17 protein-coding genes are annotated in these 20023 nt (G+C 59.7%); 10 read left to right on the top strand and 7 right to left on the bottom strand.

Translation table 11 applies throughout. The features are described from left to right. Nucleotides 1-8 precede the first annotated feature (8 nt). The 4 genes from PK789_RS06425 to PK789_RS06440 form a co-directional block, all read right to left on the bottom strand. A complete protein-coding gene (locus PK789_RS06425; RefSeq protein ID WP_324307832.1) occupies nucleotides 9-461 on the bottom strand; it encodes a hypothetical protein in 453 nt (150 codons plus the stop codon). A 33-nt stretch (nucleotides 462-494) separates the two neighbouring features. Beyond that, entirely contained in the window at nucleotides 495-1631 is a 1137-nt protein-coding gene (gene zapE, locus PK789_RS06430; RefSeq protein ID WP_324307834.1) for a cell division protein ZapE, read from the bottom strand. Next, nucleotides 1628-2278, bottom strand: coding sequence for an alpha/beta hydrolase (locus tag PK789_RS06435; RefSeq protein WP_324307836.1), 651 nt, complete (start codon nucleotides 2276-2278; stop codon nucleotides 1628-1630). Before PK789_RS06435 ends, zapE begins: the two co-directional genes overlap by 4 nt. A 90-nt stretch (nucleotides 2279-2368) precedes the next feature. Beyond that, complete coding sequence (locus PK789_RS06440; protein ID WP_324307838.1) at nucleotides 2369-2893, bottom strand: c-type cytochrome; 525 nt, start codon at nucleotides 2891-2893, stop codon at nucleotides 2369-2371. Between the two features lie 374 nt (nucleotides 2894-3267). On the opposite strand from PK789_RS06440, the gene PK789_RS06445 reads away from it, so the two are divergent. From PK789_RS06445 to PK789_RS06485, 9 genes are all read left to right on the top strand, one after another. Next, entirely contained in the window at nucleotides 3268-9396 is a 6129-nt protein-coding gene (locus PK789_RS06445) for a hypothetical protein (protein WP_324307840.1), read from the top strand. Nucleotides 9397-9462: 66 nt separating this feature from the next. Then, entirely contained in the window at nucleotides 9463-10695 is a 1233-nt protein-coding gene (locus PK789_RS06450) for a TIGR03032 family protein (RefSeq protein ID WP_324307842.1), read from the top strand. Continuing rightward, nucleotides 10692-11141 (top strand): EF-hand domain-containing protein, encoded by a 450-nt coding sequence (locus tag PK789_RS06455; protein ID WP_324307844.1) that lies wholly within the window; start codon nucleotides 10692-10694, stop codon nucleotides 11139-11141. Before PK789_RS06450 ends, PK789_RS06455 begins: the two co-directional genes overlap by 4 nt. Continuing rightward, nucleotides 11138-11677, top strand: coding sequence for a hypothetical protein (locus tag PK789_RS06460; RefSeq protein WP_324307845.1), 540 nt, complete (start codon nucleotides 11138-11140; stop codon nucleotides 11675-11677). The genes PK789_RS06455 and PK789_RS06460 overlap by 4 nt, the downstream gene beginning before the upstream one ends. A 58-nt stretch (nucleotides 11678-11735) precedes the next feature. Next, a complete protein-coding gene (locus tag PK789_RS06465; RefSeq protein WP_324307847.1) occupies nucleotides 11736-13367 on the top strand; it encodes a M4 family metallopeptidase in 1632 nt (543 codons plus the stop codon). Nucleotides 13368-13491: 124 nt separating this feature from the next. Continuing rightward, nucleotides 13492-14115 (top strand): GTP cyclohydrolase I FolE, encoded by a 624-nt coding sequence (gene folE, locus PK789_RS06470; protein ID WP_324307848.1) that lies wholly within the window; start codon nucleotides 13492-13494, stop codon nucleotides 14113-14115. 14 nt (nucleotides 14116-14129) lie between these two features. Then, the gene (locus PK789_RS06475) at nucleotides 14130-14825 is read left to right on the top strand and encodes an RNA polymerase sigma factor (protein WP_324307849.1); all 696 of its coding nucleotides are present in this window, start codon (nucleotides 14130-14132) and stop codon (nucleotides 14823-14825) included. A 47-nt stretch (nucleotides 14826-14872) separates the two neighbouring features. Further along, a complete protein-coding gene (locus PK789_RS06480) occupies nucleotides 14873-15220 on the top strand; it encodes a hypothetical protein (protein WP_324307851.1) in 348 nt (115 codons plus the stop codon). Beyond that, nucleotides 15217-15639 (top strand): DUF2231 domain-containing protein, encoded by a 423-nt coding sequence (locus PK789_RS06485; RefSeq protein ID WP_324307852.1) that lies wholly within the window; start codon nucleotides 15217-15219, stop codon nucleotides 15637-15639. The genes PK789_RS06480 and PK789_RS06485 overlap by 4 nt, the downstream gene beginning before the upstream one ends. On the opposite strand, the gene PK789_RS06490 is transcribed toward PK789_RS06485, so the two are convergent. From PK789_RS06490 to PK789_RS06500, 3 genes are read right to left on the bottom strand one after another with little or no spacing between them, the layout of a single operon-like run. Further along, nucleotides 15636-16664 (bottom strand): patatin-like phospholipase family protein, encoded by a 1029-nt coding sequence (locus PK789_RS06490; RefSeq protein ID WP_324307854.1) that lies wholly within the window; start codon nucleotides 16662-16664, stop codon nucleotides 15636-15638. The two genes, PK789_RS06485 and PK789_RS06490, sit on opposite strands and share 4 nt — an antisense overlap. 48 nt (nucleotides 16665-16712) lie before the next feature. Next, complete coding sequence (locus tag PK789_RS06495) at nucleotides 16713-17483, bottom strand: rhomboid family intramembrane serine protease (protein WP_223629029.1); 771 nt, start codon at nucleotides 17481-17483, stop codon at nucleotides 16713-16715. A 26-nt stretch (nucleotides 17484-17509) separates the two neighbouring features. Continuing rightward, nucleotides 17510-18478 carry a TerC family protein gene (locus tag PK789_RS06500; RefSeq protein WP_223629030.1) on the bottom strand — a complete coding sequence of 323 codons (969 nt, stop codon included), beginning with the start codon at nucleotides 18476-18478 and terminating at the stop codon, nucleotides 17510-17512. A 222-nt stretch (nucleotides 18479-18700) separates the two neighbouring features. Between PK789_RS06500 and PK789_RS06505 the strand changes: the two genes are divergently transcribed. Continuing rightward, the gene (locus tag PK789_RS06505) at nucleotides 18701-19870 is read left to right on the top strand and encodes a class I SAM-dependent rRNA methyltransferase (RefSeq protein ID WP_223629031.1); all 1170 of its coding nucleotides are present in this window, start codon (nucleotides 18701-18703) and stop codon (nucleotides 19868-19870) included. The last annotated feature ends 153 nt before the right edge of the window (nucleotides 19871-20023 follow it).

Below are 20023 nucleotides of genomic sequence, written 5' to 3' on the forward strand. Positions count from 1 at the left end.
CGCGCAACTTACTTGACCTCAAATTGCACCAAGGCCACCGGGCGGCCATTGGCATCCACTTCGACGTTGTAAGCGCCGGTATCGGAAGGGGCAAATTCAAAGACGGTGAATGGGCCTTGGATGGTTTTGGTGTCTTCTTTTTGCGATTTGCCCTGCAAGAACCAAAACACTTCCAGCTTCTCGCCGTTCTTGCGGCCAAACTTGGTGGGCACCGAGATATACACCGTTTGTCCGCTCTTGAACTCGTGCACCGGGGTCACGATATCGCCGTTGCCATCCACTTCGGCACCGGCCTTGGCGGCATTCGGGTTCACCGTCACCGACTCCACACCGTCATCGCGGCGTTGCGGCGCATTGGTGTTGTCGTCCACCGGCTTGGGCACCTGTGGGCCTTGGCGATTGCAGGCGGCCAAGGCCACGCTGGCAAGTAGCAGGCAAAGGGTGCGGGTCACAGGGGTCATGAAGCCTCCAAAAATGCGAACGGTACAGAGTGCTTACATTCTAGCGGGCTGCGCGGGGCCAGCCCCAGCAGAGCATGAACGGTGGGGATGCAGCAGATAGTCGGTGGACTGCATTTCGACCAAGCGCGATGCGGTGCGCGCAAACGCGCCGTGCAAGCGGCTGCCGGTGTACAGCGCCATCGGTGGGGTGGTGGCGGTGCACACCAGATTGACGTGGCGGTCGTACAGCTCGTCGATCAGGTTGACGAAGCGTTGTGCGGCGTCTTCATTGCCGGCATCGAAGGCGGGGATGTCGCCCAGCAGCACGGTATGAAATTCGCGGGCAATTTCGATGTAGTCGGTGGTGCCGCGCGGGCCTTCGCACAACGCGGCAAAGTCGAACCAGCATAACCCTTGGCCACGGGCACGCACGGGGATGCGGCGATCATCGATAACGATGCCAGCATCACGGTGGCCATCATCGCCCCCTAGGGCATGCCAGCGTTCTTCCAGCCACGCATCCGCAGCGGCATCCAGCGGTGTGCGATACACCGGCGAGCGGGTCAGTGCGCGCAGGCGATAGTCGGTCGTGCTGATCAATTCCACCACGCTGCAATGTTGCTTGATCAAACCGATAGCAGGTAAAAAGCGCGCGCGCTGCAGACCATCTTGATACAGGTTGTCGGGCGCGGTGTTGGAACTGGTCACCAAGGTCACGCCCTGTGCGAACAAATGCTCCAGCAGGCGGCCCAACAACATCGCATCGCCGATGTCATCGACAAAAAATTCATCCAGCACCAACACCCGCAAACGGTGTCGCCATTCGCGTGCAATCATCGCCAGCGGGTCGGTCTCGCCGGCGTGCGCGCGCAGGCGTTCGTGGATGTCGCGCATGAAGCGATGAAAATGGGTGCGCCGTTTTTCGGCAAACGGCAGGCCAGCAAAAAACAGATCGATCAAAAACGTTTTGCCGCGCCCCACCCCGCCCCACAGATACAAGCCTTGCGGGCCCGCGCTCGGGGCGTGATCGAACCAGCGGGCAAACAAGCCACGTGTAGGTCGCGGCACCAGCAGTGCCTGATGGATGCGATCAAGTGCCGTTAGCGCGGCGTGTTGCGCAGGGTCGTCCAACCAGTCGCCACGCGCCACGCCAGTGGCGTAGCGTTGTGAAGGTGCCGCCGCTTTACTCATGCCGGCAGCCAGCTGTGCACGATGTGGCGAATGACGCCGCGCAGGTCGATCAATTTGCGATGAAAGAAGTGACTGGTGTCGGGCATTTCGATCAGGATGGGTGGCTGCGGCAAGCCGCTGACCCAAGCGCGCACGGCGTGCGCGTCCACCACTTCATCGGCCTGGCCTTGAATGACCAGCCACGGCAGCTGCGGCAACGCGATGTTCTCAAAATCCCAGCTGCGGCCCACCGGGGGGGCAATCGAAATCAATGCCTTGGCCCCCAAATCCACTGCGCCCCGCAGTGACACCCACGCGCCAAAGCTGAAACCGGCCAACCACAGCGCATGCTTTGGGTGCTGCTGCGCCGCCCACGCAACGACCGCACGCAAATCATCCAACTCACCGACACCATCGTCGAACTGCCCCTCGGACTGGCCGACGCCACGAAAATTGAAGCGCAAGGTGGCGATGCCGCTTTCGCGCAGCGCGCGTGCGGTCATCGTCACCACCTTGTTGTGCATGCTGCCACCCTCGGTGGGCAAGGGGTGACAGATGACCGCCAACAACGGCTGCGGGTCGGCATCGGCAGGGTCGAAAGCGACCTCGATGTGCCCAGCCGGGCCGGGAATCAGGAAAGTGGTAGGTTCAATCACGCCGGTGTTCATGGGCACATGATGCCGCAAGCGATGTGCCGAGGGCGGAAATATGCAAACGCCGCCCGCAGGCGGCGTTTGTCAGCACGGTCGATGCGGTGCTTATTTCTTGCTTTGCGCCACCATGTATTCGACCACGGCCTTGATCTGGTCGTCGGTCAACGCCGGGTTGCCGCCCTTGGCAGGCATGGTGCCGGCACTGCCGGTGAACCCTGCGGTGGCCTTCTTGATCAACTCTTCCACACCCTGCGCAGAGGCGCGTGCACCGATGCCGGCGGCATCCAGTTTGGGTGCCCCGCCGACGCCGGCCGTGTGACAGCCGGTGCAGGGGCCGTTATTGAAGATTTCAGCACCGTCGGTGCGGCCACCAAAGGGCACGTTGGCGGTCAGCGCCGCAGTTGCGGCGGCCGCCGCTGCGGCTTGCGCGGCAGCACCGGTGGCACCGGCATACACCGCACCGACCGGGCCAATGCGGTCTTGCAGGCGCTGTTGCGCGGCCGGGTCGGTTGGGTATTCGACTTTGCCGTTCAGATGATGGGCAAACAGGATCAAGCCCAGCATCACCAAGAACAAAAAGGCGATCACCATTGAGAAGCGCTTCAGGAAAGCGAGGTCAGTCGTCCGCACAGTGCACCCACATGAAATGGCCGATTGCGGCCGTCAAGTGCCGGATTATTCCAGAACGAGCGCAGTAGTGCGAGGCGGGTCTGCCAAAGCAGGAGCAGATGTGCCGGTAGGCAAGCAGTGGTTTTGTCATGTTATTCCCGCGTGAACGGCTATTCAGGTTGAGTCATGGGGTGCATGAAACCGTGCTGAACCCAGAGGAGAGTTGACAAGGCTTGTGGCAACAGGCGATAACAAAAGCGATAAGCAGATGAATGAAGCGTTCAGTTGGAAGGGGGTTTCCCAGCTGGCCGCGTCTTGGGGCACAGCTTGCGTCAATAAAGCACCGTCATGGCATGACGGACATCACGAATTTCCAGAATGGACTTGGGGGTTACATGAGCGACAACCGCAATAGCCGCACTGCCGGCAAAACACGTCAGCAACGCATCATCAAGTTGGCGCCCATGACCCGCGCAGTGCGTTCGGCACTGACCGCCTCGGCACTGACCCTGGCCATTGGCTTTGGTGGCAATGTGGCGGCAGCAGGGCACCCGGCGACCACCGCGCACACCCTGCAAACACAGCGCGCGGCGATTGATATTGCCCCCGTGTTTGATTTGACGGTGGTCGCGGGTGGTGTTGCAGGCATGCATGCGCCCTTGATGGCATTGGCGATCAATGAATACAGCGCCGGCGACATCATCATCGACAACGCCGATCCGATCACCGAGGCGCAACCTGGGAATGCCGCCGCGATTTCTGCCTATAGCATGGGTGGATACGTGGGTATCACGAACCAAGCGGGGGCAAACCTCGATGTCAGTTCGACCGGCGGCAGCGCAATTGGCATTTATGGGTACTCTGCCGGCGGCAATGTTGTCATCAATAACGCTGCCGATATCCAGGCCTACGCAGCTGCGGGCTTGGCCGATGGCATTTTTGCTTCGGGTGCCAATGTTGATGTAAGCAACAGTGGCGCGATTAGCGCCGATGGTCTGAACTGGGCCGCCGGGATTGAGGCGCAGGCGGGCGATGTACTGACGGTAGGTAACAGTGGTGATATCACGGTCAGCACCTATGCGATGCAGGCGCACGCTTATGGCATCTACGCTACCGGCACCGACGTGACCGTAGTCAACAGCGGAGCCATCGCTGTGCAGGGCTATTACGCCACCGGTATCGAGGCGCGCTCTTACGGCGACATTCACATTGATAACAGCGGCAATATCACCGCGGGGACGCCGACAGACTCAGCCGTGGCAACGGGGATCAATGCCACCAGTGGCGGCGAAGGTGCGGTGGTTGCGGTCACCAACAGCGGCAATATCGATGCCAATGCCTATTACGGCGGCACCGGTATTTCTGCGGTGTCCAGTGGCATGGGTGGTAGCGCCAGTGTCACCAATAGCGGTGCCATCTACGCAGGGCAAGGGACCAAGTACGGTGTAGGCGCCTACGGCATTTCAACGTCAGCGGATGGCGATTCGACCATTAACAATAGCGGCGCAATTACGGTGGTATCAGCGGGCGCGGCCACCGGCGAGTCAGCCTTGTCGTTTGCAGGTACTGCCAGCATTACCAATTCGGGGGATGTGACAGTCACCAGCACGGCGGCATTGGGGGATATCGCTACCGGCTTGCTTGCGTTCTCCGCCAATGGTGACGCGGCGGTCAGCAATAGCGGTAATGTCACTGCCACCGGGAAGTACATTGGTACCGCAGTTGATGCCAGTGGATTTGGCAGTGTTACTGTCAATAACAGCGGTTCGTTGTATGCCAATGGGGACAAGTATGCATATGGCGTGCGTGCGATATCTGGCGCCGGGGATGTGGTGGTCAGCAATTCGACCGACGGCAGTATCGGCTTCTACTCCTATCTGGGACGTGGGTTTGGTGTGCTTGCCATTGCCAGCTTGGGAGATGTCGCCGTAGATAACGCCGGCACCATTGCAGGCTATGCCTACGGACAGGCGGTGGGTGTCTTCGGGCTTGCCGAGCAAGGAAATACCCATGTCGACAATAGCGGCAGCATCACGATCAAGAGCAATGCAAGTGCGGCGGTTGGCGTGTTTGCACGGGCCGATTATGGCGTTGCCAGCGTAACCAATAGCGGCAGTATCGATACCTATTCCAAGCAGGGCGTGGCTTATGGCGTGCTTGCCCGTTCCGATTACGGTGTTGCCAGCGTAATCAATAGTGGCATGATCAAGGCCGATGGTTATTTGGCAGCAACCGGGATTGCTGCGGTTGGCAGTTATGGCGCCAGCGTGACAACCACCGGCGGCAGCATCGATGTGTTTGCGACGGGTCAGGCCACGGGGATCAATGCCAGTGCATTTTCTGGTGATGCAGTCGTGGAGAACGCCGGTGATATTCAAGTTATCGGCTTGGCTTTGGGTGCCGATGCGATCAGTGCCAGCTCGGTCTATGGAAATGCCGCGGTCATCAATAGTGGGGCGCTACGCGCACTTTCTTTGAATGGCAACGTCAATGGGGTCATCGCGAAATCCGGTGCGGGCAATGTGGTGATTGAAAACCACGGCGATGTCCTTGCCTACAGCTCCGCCGGCAATGCGATTGGTCTGTATGGTTATTCGCAATCGGGGGATGTGGGGATTGCCAACACCGGCACCTTGTATGCCGCCTCGTACTATGGTTTGGCCGATGCCATTTTCGCATCAGGTATGAACGTCAGTGTGCACAACGATGGCGCGCTCGAAGCGATCGGGGATACTTGGGCAGCGGGCATCGAAGCGCAAGGCACCAATGCGGTCACGGTGTCCAACACCGCGACAATCAATGCTAATGCCAGTGTGTTCGGCCAGGTATTCGACTCCAACGGTGCCGTGGTTGCTGCGGCCGATGGTGGCAAAGCGTTCGGCATCTACGCCACTGCGGGTGAAGGTGGGGCGGTGGTGGTCAACAGCGGCAACCTGATGGTTAATGGCGGGTATGCAACAGGTATTTATGTGCAGTCTGCCGGCGATATCGGCATCTCGAATTCCGGGGACATCGTTGTTGGTTCTGGCTTGAAGAACAAAGATCTCGGCTACGGCTATACCCTGTATTACGGAACCCAGATTGCAACGGGTATTTCTGCCAACACCAGCACCGAAGGCGCGGTGGTGCAAATAGGTAATTCCGGCGACATTACTGCAGCTGGCACATTTGGCGCGTATGGCATTTCAGCGGTGTCCAGTGGTATTGGCGGCACTGTGACGGTGGTGAACAGCGGTCAGATTCTGGCCAGTCAGGCCAACAAATATGGTGCTGGTGTCTATGGCGTGTTTGCCTCGGGTGACGGCGATACCAGTGTTGGCAATAGCGGCACCATCACGGTGGATTCAGCCGGTATGGCGACGGGTGTGGCGGCACTGTCTTTTGCGGGTGATGCGCTGGTAGTCAACGCTGGTGATATCACGGCAACGTCATCGGCAAATGGCTACTACGGGGCGTCTGGCATCGTGGCATTTGCGGGCAACGGTGCGGCTGCAGTTAGCAATACCGGGAACGTGACTGCCACATCGAGTGCCTTCATCGGTGCGTCTGCACATGGTGTGGACGTGCAGGGCCAGCAGGGCGCTACGGTTTATAACAGCGGGTCGATCTACGCCAACGGCAAATATTCGGCCTATGCGGTATCGGCAATCTCCGCTGCCGGCGACGTGGGTGTCAACAACACTGCGGCGGGGCAGATTGGCTTCTATTCCTTTGGCGGCAACGGCTTTGGGATTTTGGGTGTTGCATATACCGGTGATGTCGCTGTCGTGAATGCAGGCACGATCGAAGGCTATGCCTTTGGCCAGTCCTCCGGTGTGTTTGCACATGCGAGTGTCGGGAATGCGGGCGTGTCTAACACCGGGCATATCACAGTTGTGAGTGGCAATAACCCGGCGGTGGGCATATTTGCCCGCGCGAACAATGGCACCGCCACAGTGGTTAATAGTGGGGACATTAGTTCTACCTCAGGCTCGGCGCTGTATTCGGGTACAGACGCTTACGGCATCATGGCGCGCGGTGGTTATACCCAAGTGGGGAACAGCGGCAACATCCAAGCAAACGGCTATCTGTCGGCCACGGGTATCGCGGCGCGTTCGACCTATGGCACGACCGTCAGTACGTCGGCAAGCAGCAAGATCAATGCCTCTGCGCTGCTGGTATCGATTGGTATTGAAGGTCGTTCTTCGCAAGGCAATGTGTTGATCAGCAACGCTGGCGATATCAATGCGACGGGTGTGTTGGGTGGCGGTGTCGGGATTCAGGCCTACAGTACGGCAGGCAATACCAATGCCATCAACACGGGGCATATCAAGGCTGTTTCCGATTACGGGATGGCGATTGGCGTGACTAGTTATGCCGCTGCCGGTGGCAATGCAGTCGCCAGCAATGGCGGCACCATTTTCGCCAGCGGTGGTGACTACGGTGCCTATGGCATGTCGGTGCAGTCGGGTGCGGGCAATGCCACAGCAAACAACAGCGGCGACATCCTGGCCACATCGACAGGTACCAGCATTGGTGTGGTGTCCGAGGCGCACGGCAATATCGTCGTCAACAACAGTGCAACCGGAACCATCGAGGCCGGCAATGGGGCCTTGGCAGCCGGTGTGCAGGTAAACAGCACGGCAGGCACTTCCACAGTTAACAACGCAGGGATGATCCACGCCAGTGGCGGCACGCTGTCGGCAGGCGTGGTGTTCAAGGGCAGTGCGGGTGCCAATGTGCTGAACAACTATGCCACGGGCATGGTGAGGGCAGATGGTGCGGATGGTGCTGCGTTCGCCGTCATGGGTGGCGACGGTAGCGAGACCATCAACAACAGCGGCAAGGTGCAGGGTGCAGTGGCCTTGTACGGCGGCGATGACGTGTTCAACAACAAAGCCGGCGGCGTGTGGGATTTGCTGGGTACTACCCACAGTGATTTTGGTGATGGCAATGACACCATCACCAACGCAGTGGGCGGCAAGATTGTCGTCGGTAGCGGCAAGATCGAAATGGGTGCGGGCGATGACAGCCTGATCAATGCCGGCATCCTGAGCATCGGCAGTGGGGGTGTGGTCAGCTTCGGCGACGGCAATGATCTGCTCAACAACGGCGGCCTGGTGAGTTTGATCGGTGGCAGCATCAAGATGGGTGCGGGTACCAATAGCTTCATCAATGGCGGCACGCTGCAAACCATTGGCAGCGGCAATTTGGTCGATGTTGGCGCGGCGGGCACCTTTACCAGTGGCGGCACGCTGAACTTCCTCAATGGCTTGACCACCGACAAGTTGCAGGTCACCGGCACCATGGCCGGCGCAGGCAACATCAATCTTGATTTGAACCTGGTCAACAACACCGTGGATCAGCTGGCGGTGACCGGCAGCATGGCGGCCAGTGCGGCACAGAAGGTCAATGTGGCGTTCACCGGGATGCCGTTGACCGCGCATGCGTCGTCGGTGTTTGCCACGGTGACCGGCACCTCGGTGGCAGGTAACTTTGTGGCTGGGCAGATGATTGGCTATAACTACGCCGCCAATTTCTTGGATGTGGGCCTGACGGTCAGCAGTCAGTTGGATACCAGCAATGCAACGCCAGACAAGTTCTCGGTCAATATCGACGTGAACGGTTTGAACGATACCGGTGCGCTGGCGGCATCGGCAGCATCGGGTGCCGCAGGGGTGATGAACTCGCAAATGGGCACCTTCCGTCAACGTTTGGGCGTCAATCCCTATGGCGATGCGGGCAAGGTGTTGAGTGCCTTCATTCGCGGGTATACCGACCAAGGCGATATGCGTCCCGGCCATCTGGCTGGCAATTTCGGGCAGGGCGGGCATTTCAATTACAGTCAAGCCAGCTGGGGCCGCGAATTTGGCATCAATGCCAATTTGTTTGAGAACTTCCATGCCGGTTTGGTGCTGGGCAATGCAGACAGCCGGCAGCGGTTGACCGACGGTGGAATGGGTGAGAACCGCCTGAATGGTGCCACCATTGGCGGCTATGCCACGTGGTACGTGCCAGGCAGCTTCTACGTCGATTTCAACGTGCGCCAGATGGGTGCAGACATTCGCTCGATGTCGGCGGCCGGCGTCATGACCAGCCGTGCGCACACCAATGCGATGAGCTTGGAAGCCGGCTACGAATGGAATGTCGGCAGCTTCAACTTGGTGCCGCAAGTGCAGTACACCCGCACCAAGGTAGAAGACGTGAAGACGTTCTTCGGCGATCGCGTCAACTTCGATTCGCATGGCGGCACGTTCACCCGCGCACGTTTGGGTTTGGAAATGAACAAGACCTTCCAGATGGGCGATGTGCGCTGGACCCCGTATGGGTCGTTGAACGCCGTGCGTGATGTCAATGGCAAGAGCACCTACACCGTGGGTAATTTCTACGGGAATACCAACACCCGCGGCACCAGCGCGATGGCCGAGCTGGGCCTCGGTGTGCAGAAGGGGGGGCTTGGCTTCAATATCGGGGCCAACTGGGTCGATGGCGGGGCTTACAAGAGCTTCGTCGGTGGTCAGGCTAGCGTGCGCTTCGCTTGGTAATGCGTTACCCCGGGTCCGGTCACATGGCCGGATCCGGGCCTTGCAACACTGCCGTTTGGATAACACGTGACCAACGAAAACAATCAGAATGAAACACCGATTCAGTCCAACCAGGACACCCCTGAGTTGGATACCGGGCTGGACGCCCTGAACAAGGGTGGTGCCGAAACAGGCAACACACCGGCGGCGGCCAATGCCGCCACCGACGCCACCAAGCCTGCACAGGCCCCGCGTGACCTGACCCAGCTCAAGGTTGAAAAGGGCTGCTCGCGTGGATTGGCCGGTTGGTTGGGGCAGCACCGCTTGTCGCTGGCCATCACTTCCTACCAAACGGGGCGTATTTATCTGGTCGGCAGCGACCAGCAGGGCCGGGTGTCATTTTTTGAGCGCATCTTCGAGCGCGCGATGGGCGTGGTGGGCAATGCCCAGCGCATCTATCTGGGTGGCCTGTACCAGTTGTGGCGCTTTGAAAACGTGTTGCGCCCCAACGAAGTGATCCATGGCCAGTTCGATAAATGCTATGTGCCGCGCAACGCACAGACCATTGGCGATCTGGACATCCACGAGCTGGGCATCCGCAAAAACGGCAAGGTGGTGTTCGTCAACACCAAATATTCGTGCTTGGCCGAACTCAGCCAGACGCATAGCTTCAAAGCAATTTGGAAGCCCAAATTCATCAGCAAATTGGCCCCGGAAGACAGGTGCCATTTGAATGGCTTGGCCATGGTTGATGGCGAGCCAAAATACGTCACCGCAGTGTGCAAAAGCGATAGCGTGGATGGCTGGCGCGACCGTCGTCACGATGGTGGCGTGGTGATCGATATCGACACCGATGAAATCGTGTGCGAAGGCTTGTCGATGCCGCATTCGCCACGCTGGCACAACGGCAAACTGTGGCTGCTCAACGCCGGCACCGGGCAACTTGGCTGGGTCGATTTCGAGAAAAAATCCTTTGTGCCGCATGCCTTCGTGCCCGGCTTTGCGCGCGGCCTGTCGATCATCGGCAACGTCGCCGCCGTGGGCCTGTCAAAGCCACGCAACCAGCGCTTTGAAGGCTTGCAGCTGGATGCCGAGTTGAAAAAACGCGACGCCGATCCGTGGTGCGGGGTGCAGATCATCTCGCTGACCAATGGCGATGTGCTGAATTGGATTCGCTTTGAAGGCGACATCACCGAAATTTTCGACATTAGTTTTCTGCCGAATGTGAAGCACCCGATGATGATCGGCCTGCGTACCGCTGAAATTCGAGACTTGATTACATTTGAATCTGATGTGCCAGTGGAGGCCCCCATCGCATGAGCCGTATTCTTGCCAACTGTGCGCTCATGCTGGCCGTGTCGTTGGCGGCCACGGGCGCATATGCCCAAGCCAACAAGTCCGCTGTGCCGACGACCGTGATTGCACCGCCGGCAAAAGACATAGCCGCAGACACCTTCAGGGAGTGGGACAAGAACGGCGATGGGCAACTGTCGCTGGCCGAGTTTCGCGCCGGCTGGCAGCAAGCGCAGGCGGCGGTGCAGCTGCAAGCGCAATTGCGTCGGCAATTTGCCAGCTTGGATAGCAACCATAATGGTGCCATCGATGCCAATGAATACACCAACTTGGTGCTGATCAAGAATGCCGGCAAGAATGCGCCGCCACTGGCGCGGTTTGATACCAATGGCGACGGCAAACTGGAGTTTGGTGAATACCTGAAACTGGTGGAAACCCTTGCGCCGCAAGCGACCAACAAGGCGGGCAAATGAAGGCGACGTTCCACCCCGTCTGGAAGCAGGTAACGCCGGAATTGGCGCAAGAGGTACTTGCATTCTGGAAGCAACACCACGCGATTGGTGACGAGGTGGTTGCGCATGCACGGGCGGAGCAAGTGGTCTGTCTTGCCCGCGATGACGCTGGCGTGTTGTGTGGCGTTGGGACTGCGGTACTGAAGGTGCTCCCGCGTTTGCGTCAGCCGATGTATTACTACCGCCAGTTTTTTGCCAAAACACTACGTGGGCAGCAACAGGAATTGGTGTTTTTTCAAACTTGCAAACAAGTACTACACACCTACAACCAAGCACTTGCACAAGCCGAAAGCTTGGGCATTTTGCTGGAAATCGAAAATGCCAAAATCGCACATGCATACAACCAGGCCATCGTGCCGGGGTTCGATGCGGTGTTCATTGGTTATTCGCCACGTGGCTTGCAACTGCGCGTGTCGTATTTTGACGCTGCAACTTTGTTGACGCCGGCTCCTCTACGAATGCAGGCGTTGCCAGGCGGGCGTGCTGCCACCCGCTAACTTTTGACCCAATCCCGACACGGCATCGGTCGGATCTGATTACCACGGAGAACGCGCCATGAAAGTACAAGCCAGTCTGCTGTCTCTCGCCATTGCGTCCACCTTGGCCGTTGCTGCGGCGCCGGCGGATGCAGCGGTATCCCTTCGATCTGCGGCAATCGCCCGTGCCGATGTCTTGATTGGTGGAAATGCCGCCATGTTGCGCCGCGCCGCGGCCGACGTGCTGGTTGCCCGCGATGCGGTGGTCGATGCCAATGGCAACGAGCACGTGCGTTACAACCGCACATGGAATGGCCTGCCGGTCATCGGCGGTGATTTTGTGGTGCATTCGCGCAATGGCAAGTTGGCAAGCGTCAGCCAGACGCTGACCAGCGCGCAGCGTCCATCGCTGCGGGCGCAAGTTAGCCGCGACCAAGCGATCGTAGAAGCCGGCGCGCGCTTTGGTACCCAATTCTTTGGTGCACCGACCGCCCGCAGCGTGGTGTACGCACGTAACACCGCCCCGGTGTTGGCGCACGAAGTCGTGTTCAACGGCATCAAGGCCGACCAAACCCCGACCGAAATGCATTACTTCGTGGATGCACGCAACGGCAAAATCCTTGAGCAATGGGATGGTATTGAAACTGCAGTTCCAGGCCCGGATGGCAGCAGCACATGCAATGGTGCCACCGCCGTGGTCGGTGTTGGCAAAAGCCTGACCGAAGGCAATGTGGCGCTGAACACCACCCAATGCGGCAGCAGCTATCGCATGGTGGATATGACCCGAGGCGGCGGCGCAACACACAATATGGCGATGAAGACCGTCGGCATGGGTAGCGTGTACTCCGCCAGCAGCAACACTTGGGGTAACAATTTGGTCAGCAATTCGCAGACCGTGGCAGCCGATGCGCATTACGGCATCCAGATGACCTGGGATTACTACAAGAACGTGCATGGCCGTAACGGTATCGACGGTGCCGGTACCGGCGCGGTGACCCGCGTGCATTACGGTCGCAATTATCAGAACGCCTTCTGGAGTGATGGTTGCTACTGCATGACCTTTGGTGATGGCGACAACGGTGCCACGATCTATCCGCTGGTGGCCATTGATGTGGCGGGTCACGAGATGTCGCACGGCGTGACCAGTCGCTCGGCCGCACTGGTGTATAGCGGTGAGTCTGGCGGCTTGAATGAAGCCACGTCAGACATTTTCGGCACCATGGTCGAGTACTACGCCAACAATGCCGCCGACCCCGCCGACTATGTCATGGGCGAAAAGTTGTTCCCCAACAATGCCGACATGAAGAAAGCAATCCGTTGGATGTTCAAGCCAAGCTTGGACAAGGCATCGGCGGATTGCTATGCATCCTCGATCGGTTCACTAAACGTGCATTACAGCTCGGGCGTGGCCAACCACTTCTACTACCTGCTGGCAGAGGGCGCAGTGGTGCCTAATGGCTTTGGTGCAGGCTCTTGGGCCAACCTGACCCCCGCCAAGCTGGTGTGCAATGGCAATACCGCACTGACCGGGATTGGCCGCGATAAGGCCGGCAAGATCTGGTACCGCGCCCTGACCGTGTACATGACATCCAGCACCAACTACGCAGCAGCCCGCACAGCCACGTTGAGCGCGGCGGCGGATTTGTATGGCAATGGCTCGGCGCCGTACAACGCGGTGGCGGCGGCGTGGAGTGCGGTCAGCGTCAACTAACGTCCAATGTGCCAAGCGGTATCACAAACGGCCCGCACAAGCGGGCCGTTTGCGTTTCAAAAATCGGGAACCTTTTTTGCACTCGCGCATCTGCCGTTTTGAAACCGATGACACGAGGTGTTGCATGTTGGAATTGAATTCGCGCGCTGGGTCGCCCGAAGCCATCCAGGCTAGCGTTCTGGAGGAGGCTCGCCCCAGCCGTGCGCAGGCCGAGGCAGCGGTGCGCACGTTGATTCGCTGGGCCGGTGATGACCCTGCACGCGAAGGTTTGCTGGAGACCCCGGCACGGGTCGCACGTGCATATGCAGAGTGGTTTGGTGGATACCAGTTAGACCCTGCCGCACTACTGGGCCGGCGGTTTGCGGCATCGGGCTATGACGATTTGGTCGTGCTGCGCGATATTCCCGTGCAATCGGTGTGTGAGCACCACATGGCCGCTATCCACGGGGTGGCACATGTGGCCTATCTGCCCGGCAGCACGGTGGTGGGTATTTCCAAGTTGGCACGGTTGGTGGATGCCTACGCGCGGCGCTTGCAAATACAAGAACGACTGACAGCTGAAATTGCCGATACCTTGCAACAACAGTTACAACCACGTGGCGTAGCCGTGGTGATCCGAGCCAGCCATGGTTGCATGAGTACGCGCGGGGTGCACACACATGGCACCAGCATGGTGACCCGCCGTTTGCTTGGCGAATGCCTGCACGAACCATATCGCAGCGACATTCTCAAAGCACTGTCGGCTTGAACCGGAGCACACCCATGACGACGTCCATTACCGCACGCGATGACACCCCACTAGATGATGCGCAATTGGTGGCATGCGTGCTTGCGGGTCAGCGTGATGCCTTCCGGCACATCACCCAACGCTGCAACCAGCGCATGTACCGCGTGGTGCGTAGTGTCTTGCACGACGACATCGAGGCCGAAGATGTGGTGCAAGAAGCCTATGTGCGGGCCTATGAAATGCTCGCCAGCTTTCGCGGTGAAGCCTCGCTGGCCACATGGTTGACCCGGATCGCATTGAACGAGGCATATGGCCGTTTACGCCGGAGGCAGGACACCGTGGGTATCGACACCATCGACGCACAGCCGCGCACCTTGGCGCGGGTAATTCCCTTTCCTGGTGTGGCGCAAGCCGACGATCCGCTGGATGCAGCCGTGCGCGCGCAACTACGCCGTGCGTTGGAGCATGCCGTGGATGCACTACCGGAAGCATTCCGCTTGGTGTACGTGCTGCGCGATGTTGAAGGCTGCACAGCCGAAGAGACCGCAGCTGCACTTGGCGTACTGGAAGAAACGGTGAAGACCCGTCTGCATCGCGCCCGCCGCTTGCTGCGCAATGCATTGCACGAGCAAGTCACCGCTGGCGCAGCTGATGCTTTTTCATTCCTAGGTGCGCGCTGTGCGCGTATCACCGAGGCGGTGATGGTACGAATCAGCGCATTGTCCATCTGAACCGCAATCACGCACTACCTGAAATCGATGCAACCAAGGAGACTGACATGTTGTTGTATGCACTGATCGTATTTTTACTAACCGCGTGTGGCGGTTTGGTATTGGCATCATTCGTATTGCGCGGAAAATTGGCACCGTGGGCGGTGTCACTTTTGCATGCGCTGCTGGGTGCCAGTGGCTTGTTACTGCTGGGGGCGGCCATTCTGACCGCCGACCGCATTGGCACCTTGCCGTTAGTGGCGCTGGGTGTATTTGTGATAACCGCGTGCTTTGGCTTCTATCTGGCGTCGGTGCACTACGGCAAGCGTGTTGCCATCAAGCGCGTGGTGCTGACCCACGCCGGTTTTGCCATCACCGGTGCACTGCTGCTGATCGCGGCGGTGGTGATGCAATGAAGCACCCGCTGCATCCGGCACTGGTGCATTTTCCTGTCGCCTGCTGGACGCTGGCCAGCATGGCCGACGCACTGTCACTGTTTTGGCGCACAGGCCCGCTGCAATTGCTGGCAGCGGTATTGCTGGCCTTGGGTTGCGCGCTGGGGTTGTTGGCAGCGACGGCGGGGTTTATCGAGTTGCTCAAACTGCCTGCGAACCACCCCGCCGAGCGAACGGCCTATCAGCATATGGGCTTGGCCCTGACCAGCTGGAGCCTGTACGCCGCCAGCTTGTTTTTGCGCATCGACCACCAACAACTGATTGCGCCGAGTCTGTTGGCGCTATCGCTTAGCGGACTGGGCCTGCTGACGCTGTTGGCCACCGGTTGGCTGGGTGGCAAGTTGGTGTATGGGCATGGCGTTGGCGTGACCGAACGCTAATCCGTCCGGCAATCCGCATCACGCCGCAGATTGTCCAGCCAGCCGGTTTGTTGGGCGCAGCGGGCTTTGCGTTCGGCTTCGCGGGCTTGTGCGGCTTTGGTGTTGGCGGCTTGTTGTGCTTGTGCCTGGCGCTGGGCTTGCAGTTGCGCAAGCTTGGCTTTGATTTGCGGCAGCATGGCTTGCGCGGCACGTTCGCCTTCTAGAATGGCGCGGTTTTTTTGGGCGAAATCGGCAGCGCCGATGTCGTTGACCTTGGGCCGGATCACCGCGTCGGCACGCGCCAATTCCAGCGCACCCAATTTCTGCCCCATGATGGTGATGCTCTGATTGACATTACCCAGCAAGCTGCCGGAATCGGCAATGCCGTTGGCTTTGCTGCTGATGTCCACCGCGATCACAACATCGGCACCCAGCTCACGCGCGGCATCCACCGGCACCGGACTGGTCACGCCGCCGTCCACATAGTGATACTTGCCGATACTCACGGCTTCAAACACCCCCGGGATCGAGCTGGAGGCGCGCACCGCCTGGCCCACGTTGCCACGCACGAAGACCGTGCGTTGCCCGTCTTCCAGCCGTGTTGCCACTGCGGCGAAGGGCTTTTTGAGCTGTTCGAATTTCCGCCCACCCACTTGCGCGTTGACGTAATCCTCCAGCTTCTGGCCCTTCACCACACCACCGGAAAACAGGCTGACATCGCGAATCGATGCTTCATCCAACGCCACCGCTTTTTGTTGCAGCGCATAGGCATCCATGCCGCTGGCATACAGTGCACCGACCACGCTGCCGGCGCTGGTGCCGGCCACCACCACCGGATGGATGCCGTTGGCGTCCAGCATCTTGATCACGCCGATATGCGCAAACCCTTTGGCGGCGCCGCCGCCGAGTGCCAAGCCAACCTTGACTGGCGGTACCTGCACGGTGGGTGCGGTGATGGCAGGCGCTTTGGGGGCAGGCGTGCTGGCGCAGGCGGCAAGCAGGGTACACAGCACGCTGCTGGTGAGACTGAAGGCTGGAATACGCATAGGGCGCAAGCTTAATGCGCAAACCCGCAACCGCAGCTCAATGCAGATTCATTCCACGGAATCCGGCCGCCGAAACGGCAGCACCTTGCCGCGCTCTTCGGGCATGGCCGCGTGCTGCCACAACACCGGTACATCGTCGGGGGCGCGGGGTTCGAAGGTGTCGTGGGCGTGATCATTGCGCTGTTGTTCGAGTTCTTCTTCAATCTCCCAGCTGTATTTCGCCCGCACCGGCAGCGGATCACTGCGACGAAACAGGAACGCAGCCACCACGCCGCCTACTGCGCCGCCCAGATGTGACTGCCACGACACGCCGGCCTCGTGCGGCAGGATGGTCATCAACATGCCGCCGAAAAACAAAAACGCGATCATGCCGGCCGCGATGGCAGCACGGTCGCGGCGCAACAGGCCCAACGTGAACACCAGGAACATCAGCCCATGGGTGACGCCGCTGACCCCCAAGTGATGCGAGCCGGGATCGCCCAGCAGCCATGCGCCTAGTCCGGAACCCAGCCACAGCAGCGGCAGTGCGCGCAGGGTCGCCTTCGGGTAAGTGGTACCGGCCAATGTGCCCAGCAGCAATATGCCGGTGGTATTGGCCAGGATGTGTTCCACCGAGCCATGCAACAAGGGCGCGGTCAGCAGGCCCAACAAGCCTGCCATCGAATGCGGGGTGACGCTCAGGAATTCCCAATTGAACGTCTGTTGGGCGATGAAGCACAGCCACAGCAGCAGCGTGAAGGCAAGGCTGCCATTGAGGGCACGCCGAAAGCGACGGCGGTCGCTTTGGCGTTGGGCGTCACGGGGCAGTGGCGTGGACATCCTGTCAAAGTGGGGTGCCGTGGCGGTCAGGACAAGGGCGGTTCCGGCTTGGCGTGTGCGGGGCGTAGCAGGCTCAACGCAATCGTGCTGCCGATGATCAGCGCCACCATCCCCAATGCCAGCGGGATTGGCACCTTGTAGAGATCGGCCAACAGCATCTTCACGCCGATGAAGCACAGCACCAAGGCCAGCCCGTAAGGCAGCAGATGGAAGCGGTCGGCCATGCCCTGCAGCAGGAAGAACATCGCACGCAAGCCGAGCACGGCAAACACGTTCGAAGTCAGCACGATGAACGGATCCGCGGTGATCGCGAAGATCGCCGGGATCGAATCCACCGCAAAGATCACGTCGGTGATCGCAATCATCACCAGCACGATGAACAGCGGGGTGAACTTGCGGCGGCTGCCTGCGCCAATCCACAACGCGCTGCCGTAATAGCGGCGCAGGAACGGCAAATGCGCGGTGACCCAGCGCAGTACCGGGTTGTGTTCCAGATTCGGTGGGTCGCCCGCCGCCCGCCACATTTTCACGCCGGTCAGCAGCAGGAATGCACCGAACAGGTACAGCACCCAGTGAAAGCGTGCCAGCAAGGCTGCGCCGATGAAGATCAGGATCGCGCGCAATAGGATGGCACCGAGGATGCCAAGCACCAGCACACGCTGGCGTTGCGCTTCGGGCACGGCGAAATAGCCGAACAACATCAGGAACACAAAGATGTTGTCGATCGCCAGCGCTTTTTCCACCAGATAGCCGGTCAGGAACTCCATGCCGATGCGATTGCCGGCCGCCACGCCCAACTGCTGCCCGGTGTACCACCACAGCCAGCCGTTGAAGGCCAGTGCCAGTGCCACCCAGCCAAGGCTCCACCAGGTGGCTTCCTTGAACGTCACTTTGTGCGGGCCGCCGTGGCGCATCAGCACCAGGTCGATCACCAGCGCGGCCACGACCACGCCGGCAAATACCAGCCACAGCAAGGGGGTTCCAATCGTTTGCATGCCAACTCCGCCATGTGAGTGACGGACGTGTCCATGCAGGATGCAAGGAAGAGGCACGCTTCGCCATTCGGCGAAGGTCTCACTCACAGACCAGTGGCCTGCCACGGTGCCGGGATGTGTGCTGAGCAACAGCAGACCCGTATTGACGACATCCGTACGCGGAGTTACTCCCCTTCTTGGGCGACAATACACAATTCCTGCGTCCGAAACATGAATATCGCCATGACCGAGCCCCTGCCCCAAGTCCGCCTGAAGAACGCCTGGCATTCCACCCATCCGTGGATTTTCCAGCGCTTGGTCGAAAAGCCCGCGCAGCGGCCCAAGCCCGGCAGCATTGTCGAGGTGGTGGGCGTGGACGGCGTGTTCATGGGGCGCGGTTTCTACAACGGGCATTCGCGGATTGCGCTGCGCATGCTGGAAAACGACCCGGATGTGGCGGTGGATGCCGGCTGGTTCTTGCGCAAGATTGCGGAAGCGGTGCGGTTGCGTCGCGAGTTTCTGCAGCTGGATGCGGTGAGCAATGCATGGCGGGTCTTCCATAGCGAAGGTGATGGCATCAGCGGGCTGGTGATCGACCGCTACGATGATTTGCTGGTGGTCGGGTTTTTCAGCGCTGGCGCATGGCGGCATCGCGAATGGATTTTCAACGCACTGCGCGAACTCTTTCCCGGTTGCCGTTTCCACAGTTTTGCCGATGAGCATGTGCAGAAGCAGGAAAGCTTCGACTACAAGGACACCTTGGGCACGCAGCCGGCCATCATCCGCGAATACGGCATCCAATTTCGCGCGGATCCGGCCGGTGCGCACAAGACCGGTTTCTTTGCCGACCAACGCGAAAATCGCGAATGGCTGAGTCATCAATGCACCGGCAAGCGCGTTCTGGACTTGTGCTGCAACACCGGCGGTTTTGCGGTGTATGCCGCGGTGCGCGGCGCAGCGGACGTGGTGGGGATTGATATCGACCCGGCGGTGATCGACATTGCCAAGGACAACGCGCATCTCAATCACGTCAAACCGCGTTTCGTGCAGGCCGATATCTTTCCGTGGTTGCGCGAAGCGGCCGCCAAGGGCGATCTGTATGACGTCGTCATCCTGGACCCGGCGAAGATGACCCGCGACCGCGAACAGGTCATCACTGCACTGAAGAAATATTTGGACATGAATAAATTGGCGCTGGCCACGGTCAAGCCCGGTGGCCTGTTTGCCACGTTCAGCTGCACGGGTTTGGTCAGCGAAGAGCAATTCCTCGACATGCTGCGGCGTGCCGCGTTTTACGCTGGCCGCACCGTGCAGGTGCTGAAGGTGGCCGGTGCCGGTGCCGATCATCCGTGGCTGGCGCAGGTGCCGGAGTCGCGCTATTTGAAGGCGGTGTTCTGCCGCGTGCTGGACTAACGGCGGCCTGCGCCGATGCGGCTGCTGATCGTCGAAGATTCGCAAACCTTGGCGGAGAGTCTGCGGGCCACCTTGGAGTCAGAAGGGCACGCCTGTGACCATGCCGCCGATGGTGCAGCGGCGCTGCGTTTTATCGCCAGCAATGCCTATGAC

Source organism: Thermomonas sp. (assembly GCF_035369645.1).
In the GTDB taxonomy this organism is placed as follows: domain Bacteria; phylum Pseudomonadota; class Gammaproteobacteria; order Xanthomonadales; family Xanthomonadaceae; genus Thermomonas.